17 protein-coding genes are annotated in these 24,344 nt (G+C 32.9%); 8 read left to right on the forward strand and 9 right to left on the reverse strand.

Features of this window, described 5'->3' with window-relative positions; translation table 11 throughout:
* Positions 1 to 4: 4 nt before the first annotated feature.
* Positions 5 to 1,492 carry a calcineurin-like phosphoesterase C-terminal domain-containing protein gene (locus tag DKT72_RS04240; RefSeq protein ID WP_235841605.1) on the forward strand — a complete coding sequence of 496 codons (1,488 nt, stop codon included), beginning with the start codon at positions 5 to 7 and terminating at the stop codon, positions 1,490 to 1,492.
* Between the two features lie 408 nt (positions 1,493 to 1,900).
* Here the strand turns inward: DKT72_RS04240 and DKT72_RS04245 are convergent, their stop codons facing one another.
* The 5 genes from DKT72_RS04245 to DKT72_RS04265 form a co-directional block, all read right to left on the reverse strand.
* Positions 1,901 to 3,298: a RagB/SusD family nutrient uptake outer membrane protein gene (locus tag DKT72_RS04245; protein ID WP_235841606.1), complete on the reverse strand. Its 1,398-nt coding sequence runs from the start codon at positions 3,296 to 3,298 to the stop codon at positions 1,901 to 1,903.
* A 255-nt stretch (positions 3,299 to 3,553) separates the two neighbouring features.
* The gene (locus DKT72_RS04250; protein ID WP_162623233.1) at positions 3,554 to 6,865 is read right to left on the reverse strand and encodes a SusC/RagA family TonB-linked outer membrane protein; all 3,312 of its coding nucleotides are present in this window, start codon (positions 6,863 to 6,865) and stop codon (positions 3,554 to 3,556) included.
* Between the two features lie 165 nt (positions 6,866 to 7,030).
* Positions 7,031 to 8,191, reverse strand: a complete 1,161-nt coding sequence (locus DKT72_RS04255) for a FecR family protein (protein ID WP_111307476.1) — start codon at positions 8,189 to 8,191, stop codon at positions 7,031 to 7,033.
* Positions 8,192 to 8,314: 123 nt separating this feature from the next.
* On the reverse strand, positions 8,315 to 8,872 hold the full coding sequence (locus DKT72_RS04260; RefSeq protein ID WP_111307624.1) for an RNA polymerase sigma-70 factor: 558 nt from the start codon (positions 8,870 to 8,872) through the stop codon (positions 8,315 to 8,317).
* Between the two features lie 606 nt (positions 8,873 to 9,478).
* Entirely contained in the window at positions 9,479 to 10,060 is a 582-nt protein-coding gene (locus tag DKT72_RS04265) for an RNA polymerase sigma factor (RefSeq protein ID WP_111307477.1), read from the reverse strand.
* 131 nt (positions 10,061 to 10,191) lie between these two features.
* Between DKT72_RS04265 and DKT72_RS04270 the strand changes: the two genes are divergently transcribed.
* From DKT72_RS04270 to DKT72_RS04290, 5 genes are all read left to right on the forward strand, one after another.
* Complete coding sequence (locus tag DKT72_RS04270; RefSeq protein WP_111307478.1) at positions 10,192 to 11,328, forward strand: FecR family protein; 1,137 nt, start codon at positions 10,192 to 10,194, stop codon at positions 11,326 to 11,328.
* 181 nt (positions 11,329 to 11,509) lie between these two features.
* Positions 11,510 to 15,022 carry a SusC/RagA family TonB-linked outer membrane protein gene (locus DKT72_RS04275; protein ID WP_235841607.1) on the forward strand — a complete coding sequence of 1,171 codons (3,513 nt, stop codon included), beginning with the start codon at positions 11,510 to 11,512 and terminating at the stop codon, positions 15,020 to 15,022.
* Positions 15,023 to 15,034: 12 nt separating this feature from the next.
* Positions 15,035 to 16,450: a RagB/SusD family nutrient uptake outer membrane protein gene (locus DKT72_RS04280; RefSeq protein WP_111307479.1), complete on the forward strand. Its 1,416-nt coding sequence runs from the start codon at positions 15,035 to 15,037 to the stop codon at positions 16,448 to 16,450.
* A 66-nt stretch (positions 16,451 to 16,516) separates the two neighbouring features.
* On the forward strand, positions 16,517 to 18,502 hold the full coding sequence (locus DKT72_RS04285; protein WP_111307480.1) for a TlpA family protein disulfide reductase: 1,986 nt from the start codon (positions 16,517 to 16,519) through the stop codon (positions 18,500 to 18,502).
* A gap of 50 nt (positions 18,503 to 18,552) precedes the next feature.
* Positions 18,553 to 19,920: an alpha/beta hydrolase family protein gene (locus DKT72_RS04290; protein ID WP_162623234.1), complete on the forward strand. Its 1,368-nt coding sequence runs from the start codon at positions 18,553 to 18,555 to the stop codon at positions 19,918 to 19,920.
* A 356-nt stretch (positions 19,921 to 20,276) separates the two neighbouring features.
* Here the strand turns inward: DKT72_RS04290 and DKT72_RS04295 are convergent, their stop codons facing one another.
* The 4 genes from DKT72_RS04295 to DKT72_RS04310 are packed head-to-tail and all read right to left on the reverse strand — an operon-like array spanning position 20,277 to position 22,122.
* Positions 20,277 to 20,693, reverse strand: coding sequence for an Ohr family peroxiredoxin (locus tag DKT72_RS04295; RefSeq protein ID WP_111307482.1), 417 nt, complete (start codon positions 20,691 to 20,693; stop codon positions 20,277 to 20,279).
* A gap of 38 nt (positions 20,694 to 20,731) precedes the next feature.
* Positions 20,732 to 21,196, reverse strand: a complete 465-nt coding sequence (locus DKT72_RS04300) for a MarR family winged helix-turn-helix transcriptional regulator (protein ID WP_111307483.1) — start codon at positions 21,194 to 21,196, stop codon at positions 20,732 to 20,734.
* The gene (locus DKT72_RS04305; RefSeq protein WP_111307484.1) at positions 21,193 to 21,681 is read right to left on the reverse strand and encodes a glutathione peroxidase; all 489 of its coding nucleotides are present in this window, start codon (positions 21,679 to 21,681) and stop codon (positions 21,193 to 21,195) included. The genes DKT72_RS04300 and DKT72_RS04305 overlap by 4 nt, the downstream gene beginning before the upstream one ends.
* 3 nt (positions 21,682 to 21,684) lie before the next feature.
* Positions 21,685 to 22,122: a DoxX family protein gene (locus DKT72_RS04310; RefSeq protein WP_220628079.1), complete on the reverse strand. Its 438-nt coding sequence runs from the start codon at positions 22,120 to 22,122 to the stop codon at positions 21,685 to 21,687.
* Positions 22,123 to 22,253: 131 nt separating this feature from the next.
* Here DKT72_RS04310 and DKT72_RS04315 point away from each other — a divergent pair, with 131 nt between their 5' ends.
* The gene (locus tag DKT72_RS04315) at positions 22,254 to 23,177 is read left to right on the forward strand and encodes a helix-turn-helix domain-containing protein (protein ID WP_111307485.1); all 924 of its coding nucleotides are present in this window, start codon (positions 22,254 to 22,256) and stop codon (positions 23,175 to 23,177) included.
* Between the two features lie 151 nt (positions 23,178 to 23,328).
* Positions 23,329 to 24,342, forward strand: a complete 1,014-nt coding sequence (locus tag DKT72_RS04320; protein ID WP_111307486.1) for an efflux RND transporter periplasmic adaptor subunit — start codon at positions 23,329 to 23,331, stop codon at positions 24,340 to 24,342.
* Positions 24,343 to 24,344: the final 2 nt, after the last annotated feature.

Consider the following 24,344-nt stretch of genomic DNA (forward strand, 5'->3'; position numbering starts at 1 on the left):
TATTATGAAATTTTTTATCTTTTTTGTTTTAGGAATTATGGGGCTTTGTTCTGCTTATTCGCAAACAACAGTTAGTGGAAAAATTTTTGTTGATACAAATAATAATCAAAAATGGGATGTGGGCGAAATACCTTTGTCAGATGTTTTAGTTTCAAATGGTAGAGACCTTGTTCTTAGTGATAAGCAAGGAATCTATAAAATAACAACTATAAAAGGAAATTGTATTTTTATTGTAAAGCCTTCCCTCTATTTGTCTCCATTAAAAGAGAATAGACCTCAGTTCTATATTTCAAATATTGAAGATAGAAAACAATCGTATGATTTTCCTTTATTGGTACATGATGAAGCGGATAGTTCAAATATAGTCCTTTTAGGGGATCCACAAGTAGATGTTATTGATGATGTGCATCACGTTAATAAATTGGTAACAGAAGAGTTAGCAGGTAAACAAATTGATTTTATTGTGCCTTTGGGCGATTTAACATTTGATAATCATGATATGTTTGAGCCATTGTCATCAAGTTTAGGCTTAATTGGATCACCCGTTTTTAATGTTATGGGGAATCATGATCAAAACTATTATGCCACTTCTCTGAATGAAAGAGATGCCGATTTTGAGAAGTTTTTCGGACCATCTTATTATGCTTTTCAATATGGTAAATCACTTTGTCTGGTAGTGAATAATATATATCCAAAGGAAGATAAAAATTATATTGGAAAGATTGATGAAGATCAATACGCTTTCTTACGTCAGCTATTAGAAGCTATGAAAGATACGCACGATTCGCTGTATATATTTATGCACATCCCGTTGGAAGAGATGGAAGATAAAGAGCGATTCATAAAATTATTCAAAGATTATCACAATGTTTTTATTGCTGCTGGCCATACGCATACGCAGTATCAAAAAAGTTTTAAAAGAGAAGGTCTTACAGAGTTAAGAGAATTAGTAGCAGGTGCTGTTTGTGGTTCTTGGTGGCAAGGACCGCATGACAGTGCCAATATACCTTTTTCTTTTATGTATGACGGCACGCCAAAAGGTTATTGGTTTTTACAAACAAAAGATAATAAGCTTACTTATAAAGTATCTGGAAAATCCGAAGAGTTTCAAATGGAAATAACAGTTCCTGAAATAAATGAGTGGGATACATCTTTAAATGATTTAAATGAGCCTTTTATTTATGCCAATGTATTTGCAGGTAAAAATGATACCGAAGTGCAGATAAGCTTTGACGGGAATCATTGGCAAAAGATGGAGAGATATGATGGAGTAGCCCCTAAATTAAAGAGCTTGTTTAAGCTTCAGGAATTAGGTCGTTTTAGTGGTGAGAATATTAGTGCCATGCCAAAGCCAAAAACAGTAAGCACACATTTATGGCGTTTTGAGATTCCTAAAAATTTACCAAAAAATACGTATTTGGTTCAAGTTAAGGCTATTGATTCTTTAACAGGTTTGAAGGCTTTAGGAAAACGTGTTTTTACTCTAAAATAAAAACACCATTAACAACCGTTATCTCAATATGGACACTTTTTATAAATGAGAATTATATTATGCACTACCTTGATTCATACATGTTTCGAGCGTACCAATCACCCTGTTCTGGCAGGCATTGTGGTTTCGAATGTACCCACATTCAGAACTTAGAATTTCTAAACCATTCGGGAGTTTTAAATTGTTTCAAGAAGGTTGAAAAATTTCTTTCGCAAAGGATTCTGATTCTAAATTAAAAGGAATTCTACTGCATTTATCTTGTCTGATAAATAAAGCGTAGGTATATATAAGTCAAGGGCTACATTTTAAAATAATTCTTTTCTTTTTATTTTAAGTTATAATATCTAGTGGTAAGTTTATATATAAACTTACCACTAGATATTAAAATTATAAGCAATTTAAATAATATTAATACCCACTATTCTGAGTCAGATTTGAGTTTTTGGCAATTTCACTCTGTGGAATTGGATACAAAGCACGGTAATCACCATTTGGTGAGTGAGACAACCAAGATTTGGTGGTAAAAACGCCAAACCGGATCATATCAGAACGCCGACGGGCTTCTTGACAAAATTCCCAACCCAATTCATCAAGCATACGCCCATATTGAATATTAGCTCCACCTTCTTCAGTTGATTGCAAGTGATTACGCAAACCATAGTCATAGGTACTTCCTCCCATGAGTTCTGCTCCAGTAACCACTGCTCGTTCAGGATTGTTCCTAAAGTTACGAGCACGTACTTCAGAGACAATAACTGCTGCTTCATCAGCATATCCTGTTCTTAAGAGGCTTTCTGCCTTCATCATCAAAATATCGGCATATCTAAAAAGTGGCCAGTCATTGCTCAAACGGTTGGTAGCTCCCATGGCAATTTCAAACTTGCCTAAACGAAATCCATCTACTTCTTCTGATTCATCAACTCCGGCAACATAATTGCGGAAAAATAATGGTTTACCTGCCCAATCGCCCATGCTTGCTATGATGGGATCTCCATTTGCGGCATACTGTGGTCCTTTGATATAATTATCAATATATCTGGAATCTAGTGTATCAAATGTACTTATAAATTGAGGAACAGCACAAACGCCTCCCCAGGGACCATATTCCAAATTATAAGTTTTTTGATTGCCTGGATCCAATGTTTGCATGTGTACATCAAACGAATTCCAGTCATTGACATACTTTGAATCAAATGGCAACGCAAAAATGATTTCATTCGAATTTTGATTCTCTGTAATAAATACATTTTTCTGGTTTGATTCCAAACTAAATTTGCCTGAATTAATGATTTCATCGCACACTTCAATACAAGCGTTCCATTGTGGAGTTCCAGTGTACACTTCAGCATTAAGGTACAATTTGGCCAGTAGGCTAAGGGCTGCCCATTTGGTAAATTTTCCATAGGTTTCTTGATTGTTTTCTTCGCTTACCATCGAGATATTGTCGATTATATCTTTTACTATGAAATCATATACCTCTTTTCGGGTGTTTTGCTGAGGCAAATAACCTTCAGGCACATCGAAATTATCAACAATTGGTACGTTACCGTATATATCACATAAAATCCAGTAATAGGAGGCTCTTAAGATTTTCATCTCTGCGACTAATGGATCAACGTCTTCTGCTGCAACAGGAATTTGTCCTGTTTGGACTTGATAAATTATTCGGTTACAATTGGTGATTCCACCGTATGCCCTTGTCCAGATATTGATAACAATATCATCATCGGTTGTCCATTTATGTTCATGGATTCGGCGGTATACCCCTCCATCAACCCAACCATTTGGCCGAGCAGGAGTTAACATTTGATCACCGGAAACTTCCTGTGCACGATATACGGTATTCCATTGTAGGAGAAGACCACGCCAATCTACATAAGGTGCACCGGTAATTGCTGGTATATCATAAGCGGATGGAACAAATTCACTTGAAATAATCTGATTATAAGAAGTATCTTCTAGTTTTGTGCAAGAAGTCATTAAGATAAGTAAGAGTGCAACAGAAGCTACTCCTGAATAGGTATTATATTTTAATTTTTTCATCTCTCTCTAATTTAATAATTAAAATGTCACGTTAAGTCCAACAGTAAAAGTTCTCGTAGTAGGATATTTGTACGGAGAGTCCATTCCTGGATCCAATCCAGATGTTGGCGTCTGAACAACACCTGCCTGTGCTGTTGAGACTCCATTGCGTAAACTAACTTCAGGGTCTATCCCTTTGTAGCCAGTTATGATAAAAGCGTTAAGTACCGATGTGTAAATGCGCGCCGACTGGAATTTGATCCCGGTTATACTTTTGAAGTTATACCCCAACGTGATATTATCAATTTTCCAGTAGTCCCCATTTTCGATGTAATAGCTGTTGAACTCAAGTGGTGATTTTAATTGGGTTTTTCCAAATATCGGATCGAATGCTGTTTTGAGCACATTGTACTGGACATATGTCGGATTCTCAAACATCATACGTTGTAGGTTTGCCACCTGAAATTTGAACGCACCTCTTTGTGAAATACTTAAATCCCAGTTCTTAAATTTAAAGGTATTATTCCAACTGATGTGGTATTTTGGAATGCCGTTCCCAATTACTTTCTTGTCCTCGAAAGAATGCCCAAAATCGGTATATTTTACAGGTTGGCCATCAGCTCCTTCATAAACCCATTGCCCATAATTCCCTGGGTCACCAGTCTGGTCGTTGCCAATATCAATTACCTTATAGCCATAAAAATCACCAACCGGCCCTCCAACTTTTAATAGATGGGAGAAAGTCTGAATTGGAGGGAAAATAGCTCCTACCCTTAAATAATCTGTTGACTGTTGGTAAATGTCGTTTGAAAGACTGACCAGCTTATTAGTGTTCGTAGAAAAGCCAACGCTGGTATTCCAAAATACATCTTTGTTTTTAACAGCCTCAAAATTGAGCATAACTTCCAATCCCTTGTTTTCCATTACACCCACATTAGCCAAGGTTTGATTGTAAAGATTAGGAGGACTCGGCACCGCAAATATGGATAGAAGATCATGGACCTGTCGGTTGTAGTAATCAATGCTACCGCTTACACGGTTATCCAACATGCTGAAATCAACGCCAATATCTGTTTCTCGTTTTTCTTCCCATTTCAGATTAGGATTTGGGTTAGAAGCAGGAACCAGTGTTTTTATCCAATTACCATTGGAATACACATAGCCATAACCATAATCAAGAATTCCAACTGCCTTGAACAAATCAGAAGGTTGTGACCCAGTGACTCCATATCCCGCCCTTAATTTAATGTCATTAAATAGGGTCTGATTTTTCATGAAAGATTCTTCTGTAACTCTCCAACCTACTGAAATTGCTGGAAATGTACCCCAAGGATTATTCGTACCCCATAATTGACTGGCTTCTTCACGGCGTATACTTGCCATCAAAAGATATTTGTTATTATAATTGTAGTTGAAACGCCCGAAATAGCCTATAAGATTGGTCTTTTGTCTATAGTTATCAATCATGCCCTCATATTTTCCACTACTAATAGCTTGTCCAAGTTGAATATTGTTGTATCCAAACTTATCGGTTGGAAAATCCCAGTTTCTCATGCCATAATTGCTGTATTCATTATCCTGATAACTATACCCTCCTAAAATAGCGAAATTATGATCCTTTATAGACTTTTTGTATTCTACAGTGAGTTCAATCAGGTGATCGATCGATTCATTTCCTCCAATAGATGCATAACCATTCCGATTATCCCGTAAGGTACTTGCATGTTGTTTCGTTTCAGCATAGCCATTTTCTTCAATTCTTTTCCCATATGAAAAGACTCCGGATAATTTTAGGCCATCAATCGGCGCATAGACAACAGAGCCTTTATATCTCGAAACTTGGTTGTTTGCTTGCCCATCACTTTCGTATAAATCTGATACGGGACTTTCATAGTCAAACTTCGTAAGTTCCTGAAACCATGTTCCGTCAGGATTCTTAATAGGAGCGGTTGGGTTTTGCATGACCGATTGTCGGTAGATATTCTGATTAAAACCATTCCATTTCGAAGAGGAACTAAATAAATTGATGTTGAATTTCAGTTTATTATCAAACATACTATGGTTAAAATCCACGCGACCTGAGAATTTCTCATTGTAAGACTTTCTAAATATTCCTTCCTTGTTATCATAGTTTAAACTTATCAGGTAATTAGTTGTTTGGTTACCACCACGGAATGTTAAGTTGTGAGATTGAATCAATGGAGTTTGGCTTATCTCTTTAAACCAATCTGTGCTTTCTCCATAATCAGGCATTTCATTTTGGCGGAAACCTGCGGCAATCTGATCTCTAAAATCGGCAGCGGTCGATAAATTAAGCTTCCGAGCGATAGTTTGAGTACTTACAAAGGTTTGATATTCAACGGTGCTTTTTCCATCTCCGCGTGCACTTTTTGTTGTAATCAGGATTACACCATTTGTTCCCCGAGTACCATAAATTGCAGCTGCAGAACCGTCTTTTAGCACATCAATGGACTCAATATCTTGAGGCGATACTGTTTTCATGTCGCCAGGAATTCCATCAATAAGAACAAGCGGATCCTGATTTGCTCCCATAAGCGAAGTATTTCCACGTAAAAGAATTTGGGTTTTATTTGTAGGGTCACCACTAGGAGAAATGATTGTTAGACCAGCTACTTTTCCCTGTATTAATTGACCTGCGTCAGCAACACTTCCTTTGATGAAATCATCAGCTTTTACAGTGGCTACTGAACTGGTCACGTCGGCTTTCTTCATGGTTCCATAACCAACCACCACAACTTCGTTTAGCGCAGCTGCATTTTCAGCCAACATAATGGCAATATTAGTTTGATTACCAATAACTATTTCTTTTGTTAAGAAACCAACATAAGAAATCACAAGTGTAGCATTCTTATTTGAAACATGAAGAGTAAAATTACCGTCAAAGTCTGACTGCGTACCATTTGTGGTGCCTTTTTCTATAATGTTAGCTCCAGGTAATGGTTGGCCATTACTATCTGATATAGTTCCAGAAATTTCAATACCTTGTTCATTTGTATTATCTAAAGGACTTGAATTGGTCACTACTGGTTTTTCTTTAATAATAATGGTGTTTTTTTCAGATAATTCAAAATTTAAGTTTTCATTTGATAAGCTTTTATCTAGTAACTTTGCTACCAAAATCTCTCCTTTTTCCAATTGTACTTTTGGAGCATCCTTAAATAAGTTTCTTGGATAAATAAAACGATAATCTGTTTGCTGTTTGATGATTTTAAAAACCTGGTCAACGGTAACCAATTGATCTCGATCAATCAAAACTTTTTCTTGTGAAAATAATTTTTCTCCATTTAAACTGAAAACTGTTGTACAAAATAGAAAGATAAACGTTTTCATAATTGGGAATAATAGCCGTCTCCGAATAATCGAACGGACAAAAGTTGATTTAATTTTCATAAATTTGCATTGTGTTAGTTAAACATTTAATTAATACACTCTTAGAGGGACGAAGTTTGATACACGCCACATGTTATGACTTCGCCCTTTTTTTGTGAAGTACTCTTATTTTAAGAGTACTGTTTTATTGTTTATTTTGTAGTCCTTAATTATTTTAAAATTTTTAATAATGATTAGTATTTCTTCTATGTTTTGATTTTTATCCAATATCCCATTAAACTCTACATTCTCACTTTTTTGATTTTCAAAAAACACCTCTATATCGTACCATCTGGCTAAAACTTTCATGATTTCCTTCAATGATTTATTTTCAAAACTAAAAACGCCTTCTTTCCATGAAATTTCATTATAAACATCTACTGTTTTTAACGCTAGCGTATTAGTCTTAAAATCTAAATGAGATTGTTGATTAGGTAATAAATTTTGTTTTTTTCCTTCATAGCTTAAAGCCACTTTTCCTTTTACCAAAGTCGTGTAAGTATCTGTATCATCTTTATAGGCTTTTATATTAAATTCCGTTCCTATGACCTCTACTTCTTGATCTTTGTTTATAACTCTAAATTTAGCTCCGTTATGTTTAGTGCTGGGAGAAACATCAAAATAGGCTTCACCATAAACAAGCTCTACTTCTCTGATATCACCTTCAACAAATACAACGGGATATTTTAATTGTGATTCTGAATTCAACCATACTTGAGTGCCATCAGACAGCTTTATAGAAAACTTGCCCCCTCTTGGAATGGTTAAATAATTATATTTTATTTTATTTTTTGATTTTTCCGATGGGTTATATACCAATTTTTCACCATTGCTACTTATATTGTTTTTTTGATATGTTGTACTTTTTCCTAACGCAACAGTCGAACCATCTTCTAATGTTAAAATAGCTTTATCGGTTCCTGTTTCTATCTTACTATCTACAATTTTGGAGATGCCTTTAGTAGGGGGGAACAAGTTGTCCTTAAAGAAATAACTGGTTGTCAATATACCAAGTACTGCAGCTGCAGCTGCATATTTCCATGATATCTTTCGTACAGGAATGGTTATTTTATTTTGAACCTTTTCTAAATCGGCTTGCTTGTTGATTTGATTTGTTAAATTTTTACGTCGTTTTATTAAAGACTCATCGGTGAGATTCTTTAATATGTATTGTTTGTCTTTTTTGTCGAAAATTTCAAAATTATCTAAATCAGTAGGTAATTCACCTTTTAATAAAGATGCTGCAATTTGTTTTGATAGGACTATTATTTTATTAAATATGGGCATGAAACATATGTTAAATTATCTAAAATATGTGCTTTATTAACCATAAGACGATAAAAAGTACACAGAGGGTTAAGAAAAAGTTAAAAAAAATTAAAAATTTTGGAAAAAGGGGAATTAAATAGTCTATTTAGAACTTATAAATATAAACGCTATCAAAATAAAGTGCTCTTTTAAAAGTGGCTTTAGCCTTTTATAGGCTATTTTTTTTTGCGCTTTAATCGTGTTAATTGACAAACTTAGGGTATTGGCAATTTCAGCATTTGAAAGTTCTTTAATACTCATTCTAATAATTTGGGCACATTTGTACGGAAGAGTATTAATAGCTTCTTCAATAATAGTTGAAGCCTCTAAGACAACTACTTCACGTAAAAAGAATGGTTCTGTTTCTAGTTTCTCTATGTCCCTTATTGGTAAGTGAGATGTTGATTTATAGAGTTTGCTTTTAAGATAATCGAGGGATTTATTTCTTACTGAAGTATATAGATATGATTTAACACTGCTTTCACTTTGAAACTCAATTTTGTCTTCCCAGATTTTTATAAAAACATCTTGAACTAGATCTTTTGATATTTCAATGTCTTCAATATACTTATTTGAAAACAAGCATAATGAAGTATATAATTTATTGAAAAAATATTTGTATTCTTTCAATGTTAATGTATATGTTTCTGTTTTTTGCACTTGTTTTTTTATTAATGCATATTCAAATCTAAACAAAAAAAATGAATATGATAATTTTAAAGAAAATAATTGTAATATTTACACTTATCTCAAACCCAAATATTATGTAAATTAAATATTCGGAAATATAAAAATTTGACATTGTTATTTGAGAATAAGGTTGCTATGGCTTAATAGAAATAAAACCCTTAATCTAAAAGGGTGAAGATTCTGTCATCACATCTCTACACTATTACATTTCATTCACAATCAAAAAGCTATTAATCATATGATTTACAGTTTTTTTTTCTTTTCTTTTTTAGGCATATCATCAGAATACAAAAAATACTTTAAAAAAGGTTATCAAATCACATACCAAATACCGTTTAAAAACGGATTGACCTAATTGTTAAAATTGAGCCATCTGTTGGGATATAAAATGTATGTATCTTTACAAGTGATTTGACTTTTTATATGACTTCTATGAATAAATTGACGCAGCAAAATAAAATGTAATAAAATCTAGATCATTGCAAATTACTTTCAGAACAATTTAATTTTTAGACAAGTTTTTAAAGTATATCAATATGAAGCCACTGGCCACCTAAGTAGTAGATAATAAAATTTTTATTTATCTAAAGGTGTTTTAAAAACTTTATGAGCAAAAAATAAAAATAATGTATCATCTTTAAATCCTTGTCTTATTTTCTTAAAAGCAAGTCTCATATGTGATTCCACCGTTTTTTTTGAAATATTTAGTTCATTCGCAATCTCATCATATTTTAAGCCTTCAAATTTATTGAGTTCTAAAACTTTCTTACAAATAGGAGGTAAGGTGTCAATAACCATTCTTAGACGTTTGATTTTATGCTCCAATAAGTCTTTGTTTTCAGAAATATGATCTCTAATGATTTCAGATTTAAAATTTTCAAGTAAATCTAATTGCCTTCTGGTTTTTCTATAATAATCTATATAGGTGGTATAGCTAGCCGAAAACAAATAGCCTCTTACTGAATTTTTAATGGTTATGGTGCTTCTGTTTATCCAAAGATTAACAAAAACTTGCTGTACAATATCTTCCGATAATGCTAAATCATTGTTTAAAGACCTTATGTATCTAACCAAATCTTTGTAGTAAGTCTTGAACAACACATCAAAAGCATCACTATCATCTGTCTTTATTTTCTGAATAAGATCTAGGTCTTCCATGAAAAATTGGCAATTTTCATTACAAGATTACAAAAGATTTAAGATAAAAATCAAAAAAAAGTGTTTTTTCACTAAGGGTTTTTTAAAATTCATGACGACATTTCAATAAATAAGATAATTTACTGAATTTAATGAAAAAAATCATAATAAAATATTTAAACGATTCCCTCACGGATAATGAATACCAAGAATTACTGCTTTGGCTTAGAAAACCTAAAAACAAAAAGAAATTTGCAACATTTGTTGAAGAAAATTATCACTTAAATATGTCTTATGAAGAAATTGATGACGATAAGGCTCTAAACAAGGTGAAGATGAGCATTGTAAAGCATAAAAAAGCTTCAAGATATAGTATTTGGAAATATGCTGTGGCCGCTGCTGTAGCCATCTTGTTTGCTTTTGGATATTTGTTTAATGATAGTAAAATGCTATTAGATAATAAGCCTGTCATAGTAAATAACCAAATAAAAACAGGGATCCACAAAGCTACCTTAACATTGGAAGATGGCTCACAGGTAGTCTTAGGGAAAGGAACTGATTATAAATCTCAGAATGTCCAAAGTAACGGAGAGGCATTGATGTATGTTACAGGCCAAACCGAAAATGCACATGTTTCTTTTAATACTTTAACCGTCCCAAGAGGTGGTCAATTCCAGATTGCCCTAGCTGATGGTACTCAGGTATGGCTCAATTCAGAATCTCAATTAAAATATCCAATTACTTTTATAGATGGAGAAAGTCGAAACGTAGAACTCATATATGGTGAAGCTTATTTTGATGTATCGCATAGTACCGAACATGGTGGTTCTAACTTTAAAGTTATACATAATCAACAAGAAATTCAAGTTTTAGGTACGAAATTCAATATAAAAGCTTATAAAGATGAAGCTAGCATTTACACCACATTGGTTGAAGGTAAAGTTGCCATTAGCACTCCATCAGAAAGAAAAATATTATTACCCAATCAACAAGCTATTTTAAGCAATGTCAACAACAAAATAGTTGTTAGTGATATAAAAGTAAAAGATGAAATTGCCTGGGTTAATGGAGAGTTCATTATAAAACATAAATCTCTTAAAACCATTATGAAAGAATTATCTAGATGGTACGATATGGATGTGGTTTTTAAGGAAAAGAGCTTAGAAGATGTGAAATTTGTTGGGGTTTTAGGTAGAGAACAGGATATTGTTCAAATATTAAACACCATTAAAGAATTAGGTGTTATTAATGGGTATGAGATTACGAATAAACAAGTTATTTTAAAATAAACAACTTCGATAAGATATATAAAAAAAGGGAGCGAAATTCAAACATTTGGCGGTGTCTCAGATTTCGTCCCTCTAAAGTGCAATTATTAAACAAATGTCTAACTAACACAAAAACAAATTTATGCAAATTAAATTGATTAATCCCCGTTCTTTCTTTAGAAAGCGGTTACTTATGTTTATTATGAGAACATTCATTTTCTTATTATGTACAACGGTTTTTAGTTTAAATACGGGAAGTGTTTTAGCGCAAGAGCGTGTTAAAATAGAGTCGGATAAAACGGTTACTATTGATGAGGTTTTTGAAATTATTATGAATCAAACCAAGTATCGATTTCTGTACCCTGAAGATTTATTTAAAGATTTACCTAAAATACAGTTAAAAAAAGGGTTTGTGAGCCTCGATAAATTACTTAAAAATAGTATAACAGACGAAGCTTTTAATTTGGTTTTAAGTGAGAACAATACGATTTTGATAAAAAGAAAGAAAGACCAGCAAGAAATACGTGTTTCAGGTAAAGTTGTGGATAGCAAAGGCATTCCAATTCCTGGAGTAACAGTATTAATAAAAGGAACATTTAGAGGTGTAGCAACCGATATAGATGGAAACTACAAGATTGCTGTTATGAATAAAGAAAATGTTCTGGTGTTTTCTGCGCTGGGTTTTAAAGCGGTCGAAATTGTTATAGGCGATCAAAAAACAATTAATGTCACTCTTGAAGAGTCTGTTGAAGGACTTGATGAAGTTACCATTGTATCTACAGGATACCAAAACATTTCTAAAGAACGAACAACAGGTTCCTTCGCAGTAGTAAAGGCTGAAGATTTAGATAAAATACCAGGCTCTAATGCTATTATGAAGTTAGAAGGACAAGTTCCAGGTCTTCAAATAGATCTTTTAGAATCTGACAATACATTTGTATATGGCAATTTATTGCCAGAAACCGAAGGTAATACAAGCTACAATTTTAGAATTAGAGGACAATCTACTTATAAAGCGGAGGATATGCCATTGATAGTTTTAGACGGCACCCCTACAGAGCTGGATATAAGAACTTTAAACCCTAAGGATATTGACAAGATTACCTTTTTAAAAGATGCAGCTTCTGCATCCATTTATGGAGCTAGAGCTGCAAATGGAGTGATCGTTATTGATACCAAAAAAGGTAAAGAGGGAAAAACCAGAATTAATTATTCCCAAAGTTATACTTTTTCTACAAAGCCATCATTGTCTAGTTTGCCACTCATGAATTCAACCCAAATATTAGATTTGGAACAAGAATTAATTAATAAAAACATGGTTTATGATCCTGCCGGTGCAAGCAGTTTGTATAGTGCAACGCCAATTAGCCGAGGTATGGAAATTATGTTTCAAGAGTTAAGAGGAGATATTACTTCAGCAGAAAAAGAAGCAGCACTTAATGTTTTAAAAAACAGAAATGGTTATGGGCAAATAGAACAATACCTTTTGCAACCATCTGAAGCTATTACCCACGATTTATCATTAAGTGGTGGACAAAACGATTATAGGTATTTTACATCGGTATCTTTTGCAAAAGAAAAAACCCAAGCAAAAGGCTCTGAAGGGAAGCGATTTACATTAACTGCCAATCAAGATTTTAAACTCTTTAATTACGCCAGTTTAAATACGAGTTTAAAAGGGTCTTTTTTCGATTATTCTCAAAATAGTTTAGGCTTGTCTCCTTTAGCATCAAGCTTGACAACGTATTTACCATATGATCAAATAGTAGATAATAATGGTAATTCCGTAAGTTATTATACAGCATTTTATAGCGCTCAAAGTCAAAGCTTTGAAAATGCAGGATATTTACCTTGGGGCTATAATTACATAGACGAATTAGAAAATAAAGATAGTCGTATTAAAGAGCAAAATTACTCAGCAAATATTGCCCTTACACTTCCCTTTGGAAAAGGATTAAATGCGGTAACCAATTATTATATGGAGCGTTCTTATTTAGATAATCCTAATTATTATAACGAAAACACCTTTTATACCCGCAACTTAATAAATTCCGCTACATATCAAGATACCAATACAGGAAATCTAACAAAAGGTGTTCCTAATGGAGGTATTTTCCAAAAGAACAATTATGTAAAAGAGAGCTATACTGCACGAACACAATTAAATTATAACAATGTGTTTAATAGTAAACATGCTATAGATGCCATTGCTGGTATAGAAGTAAGACAAATAAGAGAGAAAACAGCAGGAGGGAATTTGTATGGTTATAATGAACAAACACAGACTTCGGTAGATTTACCATCTTCAACGTATACTTCAGTTTATGGAGGCACCTATAATATTTCATATGGAAATATAAATAAAGATGTAAGACGTAGGTTTTTGTCTTATTATGGAAATGCGGCCTATTCATATGATAATAAATATACCATTTCTGGAAGCATCCGTTTAGACGATTATAACAATTTTGGTGTCGATAAAAAATACAGGAGAACACCATTGTGGTCTACAGGAGCAAAATGGAATATAAGTAAAGAGACCTTTTTAAAAGATGTTGATGTGATAAATAATTTAAGTTTTAGAATGTCTTATGGTTTCAACGGAAACATAAGTTTAACAACATTCCCTTTCACAAACATATCGATATCAGGTTCAGATTATAACTTGTCTCAATTACCATATGCATTTATTACAGCAGCAGCTAATCCTTCTTTAAGATGGGAAAAAACAGGAATTTTAAACTTTGGCCTTGATTTCTCTCTATTAAACAATAGATTGAGTGGAACCCTAGAATACTATACAAAAAATAGTAAAGATTTAATTCAAGACTTTCCGGTGTCAGAGTTTTATGGTTTGCCAGGTAATAGTTTAACACGGAATACAGCAACATTAGAAAGTAAGGGAATTGATTTTAATTTGAATGGTGTTGTTTTAAAAGCGAAAGATTTTAGTTTAAATACAAGTTTTGTGCTTTCGTATAATAAAAATGAAGTAACAGATTCTAGATACGAAAGTTATGCAAATTACCTTAACGGAACAGGAAGCACACCTCCAATTATTGGGTATGGCTTAAATAGTCTTTTTGCTTTTAGATCGGCTGGTTTAGATGAAAATGGATCTGTGCTTGTTTATAATAAAGATGGGGAAACTGTGGATGCTTATTCTCTTTTAACAGATATTGAAGATATGGAGTATATGGGGACTTCAACACCTAAGTATTATGGAAGTCTTAATCTATCTATTAATTATAAAAAGTGGACAGTATATGCATTAGCTACTTATAAATTCGATTATACATTATTTAAGCCTTCTTTTAACAGTTACATTACACGATATGGTACATTTTCAGGCTACGATTTAAATAAAGATATAGATAATAGATGGAGACAAGCCGGAGATGAGGCCACTACAAAGGTGCCAGGAGTACAAGGTATGGGAGGTTACGGTTATAGCAGATACAGATTTGGTAGCGATAAAGTTATAGATGGCGATCACATTCGTTTAAGGGAAATTGCATTAAGTTATGATTTGTCCAATGCTTTTGATAAAACATTTATAAAGGGAGCTTCATTATCGTTTACAGCTAGAAATTTAGGGTTGTTATGGAAAAAAAACAAGGATGGCATAGATCCAGATTTTCTGCCATATACGGGCTTTCAAATAAAATTGCCCCCAACAGCTATGTACTCTTTGGGTCTAAATGTTAACTTTTAATTTTAAAAAAAAATGAAAAAATATTTATCATATATATTATGTTCAATAGCAGTTGGTTTAAACTTAACGAGTTGCGATAATTATGTAGACATTAAAACGGAAGGCAAATTAATTCCGGAAGAAACCATAAACTATAGATACCTTTTAAATAACACATCTGCTTTTGACAATTCTTATCCCCTAGTTGATATTATGCCAGATGATATTGTGATTAGAGATGACCATGCAGAGTATTTCCAAAGTTATTACGGGACAAGCTCATATTATCGTCCTTATAGAGAAACGTATAAATGGGCAGATTCTATTTATTATACTGGTGAGCCAGATTATAATCTAAATGTTATTTACAGTGGTTTGTATGTATCAAATGTTGTTATATCTGAAGTGCTTAATAGTAATAATGGAACAGAGGAAGAAAAATTAGCTCTTAAAGGGGAAGCACTTGTACATCGCGCAGATATGTTTCTTAATCTTGTGAATATTTTTGGAAAAGCTTACGATGTTAACACCTCATCAACAGATCCTGGTATTCCAATTTTTACTACACCTACAGTAGATGGAGAAATAACTAGAGCTAGTGTAGAGGAGGTTTATACTCAAATTATCTCAGATTTAACAGAGGCTATAAACGCTGGTTTGCCGGAAGTTCAATCAGGTAGAAATGTAGCGTTTCCATCGTTAGCATCTGCTTATGCTTTATTGGCAAGAACCTATTTATATATGGGGCATTATGATAAAGCATTAATGAATGCCGAAAATGCTTTAGGTTTACAAAATACATTGCTTAATTTAGAAGATTATATAGATGTATCCGATTATAGTTTTCCGAAACGTTACCAAAATCCAGAGTTAATACTTTCAAAACAAAGTATTACATCTTATAATAATTCACCATTGTTATTGTCACTTAGCGATGAGTTATTGAACTCTTTCGATCCTAACGATTTACGCTATCAATTGTTTACAAGACCTATGGGAATTATGACCTATGATGCATATTCTGATGGAAGAGCCTTTTGTGAAGAAATATTAACGGGAGAAGCAAGAAATGCAGGTCCAACAGTACCCGAAGTGATGCTAATAAAAGCAGAGTGTTTGGCTAGAGCAAATAACCCGTCTGAAGCAATGTCTACGATTAATGAGCTTCGTAAAAAAAGATTTAAAGCAGCTGATTATGTAGATTTAACAGCTACAGATGCAGAAGATGCTTTAGTGAAAGTTTTACAGGAACGCAGACGAGAATTAATGGCTAAAGGAGGTTTCCGTTGGTTTGATTTAAAACGTCTAAATAAAGATTCCCGTTTTGCCAAAACCATTACTCATACTTATCTAGACGAAACCTTTACTCTAGAGTCAGGAGGCAAACGTTATCAGTTTCCGTTTGCATCGACCTTATTTAGCTATGCTCCAGATTTAGAACAGAATTAATATAAATAGACTCCATTTTAATAAAGAGCATCCAATTTATTTGGATGCTCTTAAACAAAAAAATAAATGAGAATTACAAAATTATTGTTAATAGGCTTTTTGTTTATTAATAGCTTACTATTGGCACAAGAGCCTAATAAAGTTTTTACTGTTTTTCCAGAATTACCCAATCCTGGCGAAGAGATAATCATAACCTATAATTCAGAAAATACAGTTTTAAAAAATGCAAAAACAATAATAGGTTTGCTCTATACTTATGATAATTTCGAGTGGATTGTCAGTGATATTTCATTAAAGAAAGAATCTGAAAATATTTGGAAAACCCAAGTGAGATTAGAAGATAAGGCTGCGTTGATTGCTTGTGTTTTTAAAACGGATAAGTTAACAGATAATGGGGGAGGAATACCTTATGTATGGATGTTGGATAAGGTACCTGGATCTTATTTTGCATGGGGACTTTTAAGAAATAAAACATTAGAGGATGAAAGGCCTTCTATTGTAAGTGATTCTTCATTTATAGATGATAGTGTATCTCTATTTTGGGTGAATAATGAGATGAAGTATCACCCAACAAGTCGTGATGAAATTTTCTATGAAGGGTTAAAGTTAATGAAGGCTTCCAAAGAAGGTAATCATACGGCACGAATTAAAAAGGAAATACAATATATTTTGGGGTTACAGTTAAATAATTCCCAGCAATATAAATTACAAAGAACATTAGGGCTACTTTCACAGCAAGAAGAAAAAACATTTATTGATTCTATTCAAAATGTGTTGTTGGAAAAATATCCAAAAGGTGTTTTAGCTAGAGATAATGGCATTTTAAGTTTATTCAAGGAAAGTGATCCCGATAAAAAAATAAAGGCATATAAAGATTTTGAACAAAGTTTTCCCCAAGAAAATTTTAAAGATGTTTATACTGAAACAGAAGCTCTATATTATGATAAAGCATATAAATCTGTTGCGTATACATATATAATAAACAAAAATGATTACAGTTTTATTTTTGATAATTTAAGTAAGGTACCATTCTCTATGTTATTGGATTATAGCTGGCATTTGGTAACCATTCCTTACGATAGAGAAACCCAATCTGTAGATAGCTTAAAAGTTTTTGCAGATAAAATTGTATCAGCATTAGAAAGGAGGGAAACCATCATTCCTAAAGCGTATAAAAACCAGTTATCTCCAAATCAATGGAAGGAAGAATTTTTAAATTTTGTTGATACAGAATATCTTACCTATATTAAAATATTGGAAAAAACCAAAAGCTATAAAGAGTGTAAAGTTTTTTTAGAAAAAATAAAACCCAATTTAGAATATAAAAATTCCGATTTTAATTATTTGTACACAAAGCAATTATTAAGGGATAATAAGAAGGAAGAGGCCATAAATTATATTAAGGATTGCCTTAAAGTGAATAATGTAACTCCAGAAATGCTGGAAATTTTGCGTAAAAATCATGAAGGTGGAGAAAATGATGAAGGAAGCTTTAGCAATTATATGACAACCCTTAAATCAAATAGTCAAGTTGTGAAAGACCAATACAATAAAGTCATTTCAGAACTAATTAATAAACCTATTGAGGGATTTAAGTTGGAAAGCATGCAAGGAGGAAAGGTAGAACTAAAAAAACAAAAAGGGAAAATAGTAGTGATCGATATGTGGGCCACTTGGTGTGCACCATGTAAAAAAGCGATGCCAGGTATGCAAATGGCAGTAACTAAATATGCAACAGACAATGCGGTTCAATTCTATTTTTTAGATACTCAAGAGTATGCAAAAAATTACAGGGAAAAAGTCAAAGCATTTATTGCAGAAAAAGGATATACCTTTAATGTTCTTTTTGATGAAAAAAATCCTGAAACCGGAAAATTAGATAACACCTATTCAAAATACTCAAAAGCGTTTCAATTTTCTGGAATACCCCAAAAAATGATTATTGATGCCAAAGGAAACCTAAGATGGCGCTCTACAGGTTACATGGGCAGTCCAAGTGAGTTAGCCGATGAAATATCCATAATTATAGAGTATTTAAAAACCGAGAAATAAAGCAAGTATAAGCAAGTTAAATGCGGATATATAAATTTTTAATAGTGTTGATGGCATGTTTTTATTTAAACAGTGTTTATGCACAAAATTTATGGCAAGCACAACACCACTCTAAGCGGTATGTTGTGCTTCTAAAAAAAACAAATACCGAGCTAGATACTATTTTTTTATCCATACCAGAGCAGGGCTATGAATCTGTTCCTTTACTCGTTAAAGTTAAAAACGATAGTTTGGTAGCCGAAAATAATAGGTATGGTTTTAAATTAAAAGCTAAAGCATTTGATGGAAATATGGTTCCATCTATTGTTAAAAATAATAGTAATACCCCATTTTATTTAAACTTTAAGCCAGTAGATAGTATAGAACCATTATATTTTCCGCAACATCCCATACCCCCGCTTCCTTATTTTGTAAAGCATGTGAAATTTAATGGAAAAGAAACAGGGCTTACGTATGGAGGAACTTTAACGCTTCCTAAAGGGAAAAAAAAATATCCGTTAGCTGTTTTAGTTTCAGGTACAGGAAAACAGGATAGAGATTATAAGTATTCTGGACACCAGTTTTTTACTGTTTTGGCAGATTGGCTTGCAAGAAATGGCATTGCATCATTACGAGTTGATGATAGAGGAGAAGGCGAGACTACAGGTGATTTTAGTTTGGCAACAAGTCTTGATTTTGCAAATGATTTACATGAAGCATGTACCTATCTTAACCAACAATCTAATATCGATACTTCATTTTTAGGAGTTATAGGTCATAGTGAAGGAGGTATGATTGCATCTATTGAAACATCTAGAAATAAAGATGTTAAGTTTATGGTAAGCTTATCTGGTATAGCTGTTAGTGGTTTTAAGAATTTAGAATTACAAAATAAAGCTATTTTACAAAGTTTTGATATTTCTGATAGTTTAGTTGTTAAATACATGGAATTATATAAAACCATGTTTAGAACAGTATATAATTTTAAAGAAGGAGATAGTTTGGAGTTAAATTTAACTCATGCTGTTAATGCTTTTAAAAAGCAGCAAGATTCTACGGTTTTAAAAGCGTTGCAGTTGCTAGATGGTAGAGATTTAACTTTGATATACAGATATGGCAAAGAGGCAAAAACCAATTGGTATAAGTATATGATTCATTATAATCCTAAAGTTTTTTTATCTAAAATTAATATCCCCGTTTTAGCATTAAATGGAGACGCTGATATTAATGTTATTGCTAACGAAAATTTAAATGGTTTCAAAACCTATTTACCTACCACAACAGATTTAACCTTAAAATCCTATCCAAAATTAAACCATATGTATCAGCATTGCGATGCATGTACCACAGCTGAAATTCCAGAAATTGATGAGGTATTTGCTCCCGAGGTTTTGGAAGACATTTCAAAATGGATCAATAGAAAATTTAAAAACCAGTAATTTTGAAACAATGTGTCTCATTTAAATAGTGTGTTTGCAACCTTAAAAGGCAAATATAATTTGTTTTTAATTAGTTCTTTTTGACTTTAGTGGCAATTTGGGGAACAATACTTGAGTATTAATAGTATTTAAGTTTCTGAAAAACCTTGGTTTCTAAATTTTTATTTCATTCTGCCACCCCAACGAAATAGTATGTCAATCTATATCAAAAACCTGTAAATCATATGAGTTACAGGTTTTTGTATTTTTTGTAAATATCAAAAGGATAGGACACCAAATATAAATCTTAGATATTTAATGCAACAGCACCCAAATAAATATAGATCTGGTTCTTTGACCATAGACCTTTAGTGGGGCTATGGAAGTTTCTCAATCTTAAGATCCACCTTTACATTATTTTTGATAGCGTTGGAATAGGGACACATTTGATGGGCCATAGTAATAACTTCTTGGGCTTTATCCATATCCAGTCCTCCAAAAGTAACAGTTATACTAATTTCGAAACCATATTGCTGCTTTTGTAATTCCCCAAGTGTAACTTCTATGGTCGTTTCGTGTGAAACATCTTTGATTTTCATGATCCGTAAGGTACCCATTATGGCGTTGTCAAAACAAGCTGCATACCCGCCCGAAAACATGATTTCAGGATTCAGGTAGTTGCCCGGTGTTCCGGGACCTCGTACATCTACATCCAGTTCACCGTTTACAGATTTTACATGTCCTTCTCTTCCTCCAGTCGCTGTGGCACTGGTCGTATATATTTTTTTTACCATTTTTTTTTCAATTAAATTAATTTTTATCCATTATTGAGTTATGGACGTTCGTTTTTATTATCTAGTATAACCAGTAATTTAAATAGGGTTTTTTGAAAAAAACTTATTTCTTCTTCTGTAATCGTTTTATCATCAAAAGATTCAACTATTTTACTGGGTATTTCCTTTGCTTTTTGCTTCAGTTCTTTTCCCGTAAGGGTCAGTGAGATCATCACCGTACGCTCGTCTGTTCTGGAACGGGTTCGTTTTATCAGTTTTTTTTGTTCCAATCTCTTTAGGAGGGGGGTCAGAGTATTTGACTCTAGGTATAAGTGTTCGCCAATTTGCTTTACGCTTTGATTACCATGCTGCCAAAGGGTTAACATTACCAGGTATTGCGGATAGGTAATGGATAATTCCTCTAAAAAAGGGGCATAAATTTTGGTTGTTAATCTGGATGCCGCATAGAGTGGAAAACAAAGTTGGTTGTCCAAATACAGTTCTGGTACCTGCTCTTCTTTCATTCTATAATTTTTTTAATGTCATTTTCCATTTTTTCCGGTTTTGTTGTGGGAGCGAACCTTTTTATAGGAGTTCCATGTTTATCAATAAGAAATTTGGTGAAATTCCATTTGATTTTGCTGCCCAACAGACCACCGGTAAGCTTTGATTTCAAAAATTTAAAGAGTGGATGTGCGTCTTTACCGTTCACCTCAATTTTTTCAAACATCGGGAAACTCACCCCGTAATTCACTTGACAAAATTCCTGAATTTCGTCTGATGTTCCCTTTTCCTGATTCCCAAATTGATTACACGGAAATCCCAAAATGACTAAACCTTTATCTTTGTATTTTTGATAAAGGTTTTCCAAACCTTCGTATTGGGGCGTAAGCCCGCACTTGCTTGCGGTATTGACCACAATAATCGTTTTTCCTTTATAATGATCTAAACGCAGCTTTTCGCCATTTAACTTAACTGCTTCAAAGTCATATAATGTTGTATTATCCATAATTCAATTTTTTAATCGGTTCATTAAATATTTTAGGGCGCTTGTAGACCATAATGCCCAGAGGATCAAAACGGGTTGAAAAAACAGGCGGATCAATCTTTTTCGATCGGTGTCCAGTCCAAAAGCACTGATTTCATTGGTGTATTGGGAAATATTTCCTGGAAAGATCAACACATAAAAAATGGCCAATGCAATTCCTATCTTGACTTTATATTTCACTAGAAAAACCATAGAAAGACTGAACAAAATTTCCACCACTCCTGATGAGATAACCACAAAATCCATAAATGCGTAACTGTCAGGAAGCCATCTGGGAACCTGAGCCTGAAATTCATCTCTTTGAAAGGTAAGGTGGGCAACACCTGCAAAAGTCATCATGAATCCTAAAAGAATCCTTGCTATTTTTTGAAATAAGCTTGTTTTTATATTAAAAATCTTCATAGATTTAATCGTGTGCGATGCAAATTTACGAAATAAAATAATATGATTTCCATTTTTACGCATTAATAAAAAAAATCATTCTAAATCAAAATAAAATAATAAAGTATATTTGAGTTCAAAACCAACTCAAAATGTATCCACAACCTTCAATAAAAAGCCTAACAATAGATGATTTGGTGGGAATTATCGGAGATATACCACAAGAGGAAAATGGATTACATGTCCATTTATCAAAAAATAAGTTTAAAGAAATTCCTATAGGTTATCCTTTTAGAGGAAATTCGTATGCTTTTTTATTAGTGGTTAAAGGAAGTTTAAAAATCCAATTAAATTTACTTAGATATACTATAAAAAATTCTGAGATCATCGTTGTAAATCCACAAACTGTTACTCATATTCAAGAAATGAGTAACAACCTTGAAATCGCAATTATTAATTTTAATGTTGATTTTGTATTGAGAGACGCTATTGGTAAAAATGACATTGATACTTTAGACATTTTTACGGCTAATAGTATTCCTAAATTAAAATTATCTAAGGATGATTTAAAAATGTTTATTTCCGTTTCAAAAATTTTAGAAAGAAATAATCGATTTGGAAAAAATACCCCATATAATGGTGAAATAATAACGCACTGTTTTAATTTATTAGTGTATCATTATGCTTCATTATTAAAGATCGAGTTTCCTGATTTAGAGGCCAATTTAACCAGGCAAGAAAGGTTAGCTCTTCGTTTTTTGAAATTGTTAAATGAAAATTTTAAGCGAGAACGAACGGTTCAATTTTACGCAGATATCTTATGTTTAACACCTGGATATTTGTCTAAGGTTTTAAAAACTATTTCAAAAAAAACAGCTGGACAATTAATTGATGAAGCAGTCATAATGGAGGCCAAACTGCTCTTGAAAAATCAAACCCTATCCGTTTCAGAAGTGGCTAACGAACTTCAATTTAGTGACCAATCTTTCTTTGGTAAATATTTCAAAAAGCATACTGGTTACTCGCCTTCGGAGTTCAGGAAAATTAAGTTTAAAAAATTAATTTTAGACCAATAATTATAATTTTATAGCCCATATTTTTAGTTTTCCCCTCTTTTTTTTATAAAAATAACTGATTTTGACCAATTTCTCCCTTTTGTAGACCTGTTGTAATGATGTCAATAGTAGGATTTTTGCATCCTATTATTATAAAATTATAGCAATAAGTATGAAGCAAATTATCACCTTAACAACTTTGGCTTTATTATTAGTAGGTTGTTCAGAAAAAAAGGAAACTGTAAAAGAAGTTCTTATTCCAAAGGTCACTGTTAAAAAAATTACCTCAACAGCAGAAGATGAATCCCTAACATATAGTGGAACCATTGAAGCGGACAACACGGTGTCTTTAGGCTTCTCAGTTCCGGGTAGAATTTCAAAAGTTAATGTCCAAGAAGGACAAAAAGTAAAAGAAGGTCAGTTATTGGCATCCATAGACGAAACCACCTATAAAAATGCATTTGATATAGCAAATGCCGGTTTAGAACAAGCCAATGATAATTTCAAAAGATTAAGTAGTTTATATCAAAAAGGGAGTTTGCCAGAACGCGATTTTATTGCTGTTAAAGTGGCTGTAGCTCAAGCTAACGCTAATAAAAATTTAGCAGCAAAAAATTTAACAGACACTAAGCTTTACGCCCCTTTCTCTGGGATTATTACAGCCAAAATGACAGAAATGGGAGCCACGGCAGCACCCGGCGTTCCTGCTTTTACTGTAATGAAAACGGATAAGGTATACGCCAAGGCGTCTATTGCTGAATCTGAAATATCTAAACTTAAAATAGGTACAGATGCCAAAGTGGAAATCTCTTCGTTAAATGAAACTTTTATAGGTAAAGTAGCTATTATAAATCCAAGCGCAGATGCTTTAACCAGAACTTTTAATGTAAAAGTTCGTCTTGACAATAAAGACGATAAACTATTACCGGGAATGATTAGCTATATAAAAATCAATACTGGTAATACCGTAAATGTTATTACAGTCCCTTCGGAAAGTGTAGTGAGAGATGCGAACAATATACTCTATGTATTCGTAGTAAAAGAAAATAAAGCCATTAAAAAAAGGGTGTCACTAGGGAGTTTTAAAGGAAATGAAGTCATAGTTACCAATGGTTTGTCAATAGGTGATTCCGTTGTAATTGCAGGAAATAAAAATTTAAAAGACGGGCAAACAGTGTCTCTATAAAA

Origin of the sequence: Confluentibacter sediminis (assembly GCF_003258355.1) — a bacterium.
Lineage (GTDB): Bacteria > Bacteroidota > Bacteroidia > Flavobacteriales > Flavobacteriaceae > Confluentibacter > Confluentibacter sediminis.

What these genes read in the sequence shown, in the direction of transcription:
- DKT72_RS04240 (WP_235841605.1), top strand. Translation starts at nt 5, where the DNA reads ATGAAATTTTTTATCTTTTTTGTTTTAGGAATTATGGGGCTTTGTTCT.
- DKT72_RS04245 (WP_235841606.1), bottom strand. Translation starts at nt 3,298, where the DNA reads ATGTTAACTCCTGCTCGGCCAAATGGTTGGGTTGATGGAGGGGTATAC.
- DKT72_RS04250 (WP_162623233.1), bottom strand. Translation starts at nt 6,865, where the DNA reads ATGAAAACGTTTATCTTTCTATTTTGTACAACAGTTTTCAGTTTAAAT.
- DKT72_RS04255 (WP_111307476.1), bottom strand. Translation starts at nt 8,191, where the DNA reads ATGCCCATATTTAATAAAATAATAGTCCTATCAAAACAAATTGCAGCA.
- DKT72_RS04265 (WP_111307477.1), bottom strand. Translation starts at nt 10,060, where the DNA reads ATGGAAGACCTAGATCTTATTCAGAAAATAAAGACAGATGATAGTGAT.
- DKT72_RS04270 (WP_111307478.1), top strand. Translation starts at nt 10,192, where the DNA reads ATGAAAAAAATCATAATAAAATATTTAAACGATTCCCTCACGGATAAT.
- DKT72_RS04275 (WP_235841607.1), top strand. Translation starts at nt 11,510, where the DNA reads ATGAGAACATTCATTTTCTTATTATGTACAACGGTTTTTAGTTTAAAT.
- DKT72_RS04280 (WP_111307479.1), top strand. Translation starts at nt 15,035, where the DNA reads ATGAAAAAATATTTATCATATATATTATGTTCAATAGCAGTTGGTTTA.
- DKT72_RS04285 (WP_111307480.1), top strand. Translation starts at nt 16,517, where the DNA reads ATGAGAATTACAAAATTATTGTTAATAGGCTTTTTGTTTATTAATAGC.
- DKT72_RS04290 (WP_162623234.1), top strand. Translation starts at nt 18,553, where the DNA reads ATGGCATGTTTTTATTTAAACAGTGTTTATGCACAAAATTTATGGCAA.
- DKT72_RS04295 (WP_111307482.1), bottom strand. Translation starts at nt 20,693, where the DNA reads ATGGTAAAAAAAATATATACGACCAGTGCCACAGCGACTGGAGGAAGA.
- DKT72_RS04300 (WP_111307483.1), bottom strand. Translation starts at nt 21,196, where the DNA reads ATGAAAGAAGAGCAGGTACCAGAACTGTATTTGGACAACCAACTTTGT.
- DKT72_RS04305 (WP_111307484.1), bottom strand. Translation starts at nt 21,681, where the DNA reads ATGGATAATACAACATTATATGACTTTGAAGCAGTTAAGTTAAATGGC.
- DKT72_RS04310 (WP_220628079.1), bottom strand. Translation starts at nt 22,122, where the DNA reads ATGAAGATTTTTAATATAAAAACAAGCTTATTTCAAAAAATAGCAAGG.
- DKT72_RS04315 (WP_111307485.1), top strand. Translation starts at nt 22,254, where the DNA reads ATGTATCCACAACCTTCAATAAAAAGCCTAACAATAGATGATTTGGTG.
- DKT72_RS04320 (WP_111307486.1), top strand. Translation starts at nt 23,329, where the DNA reads ATGAAGCAAATTATCACCTTAACAACTTTGGCTTTATTATTAGTAGGT.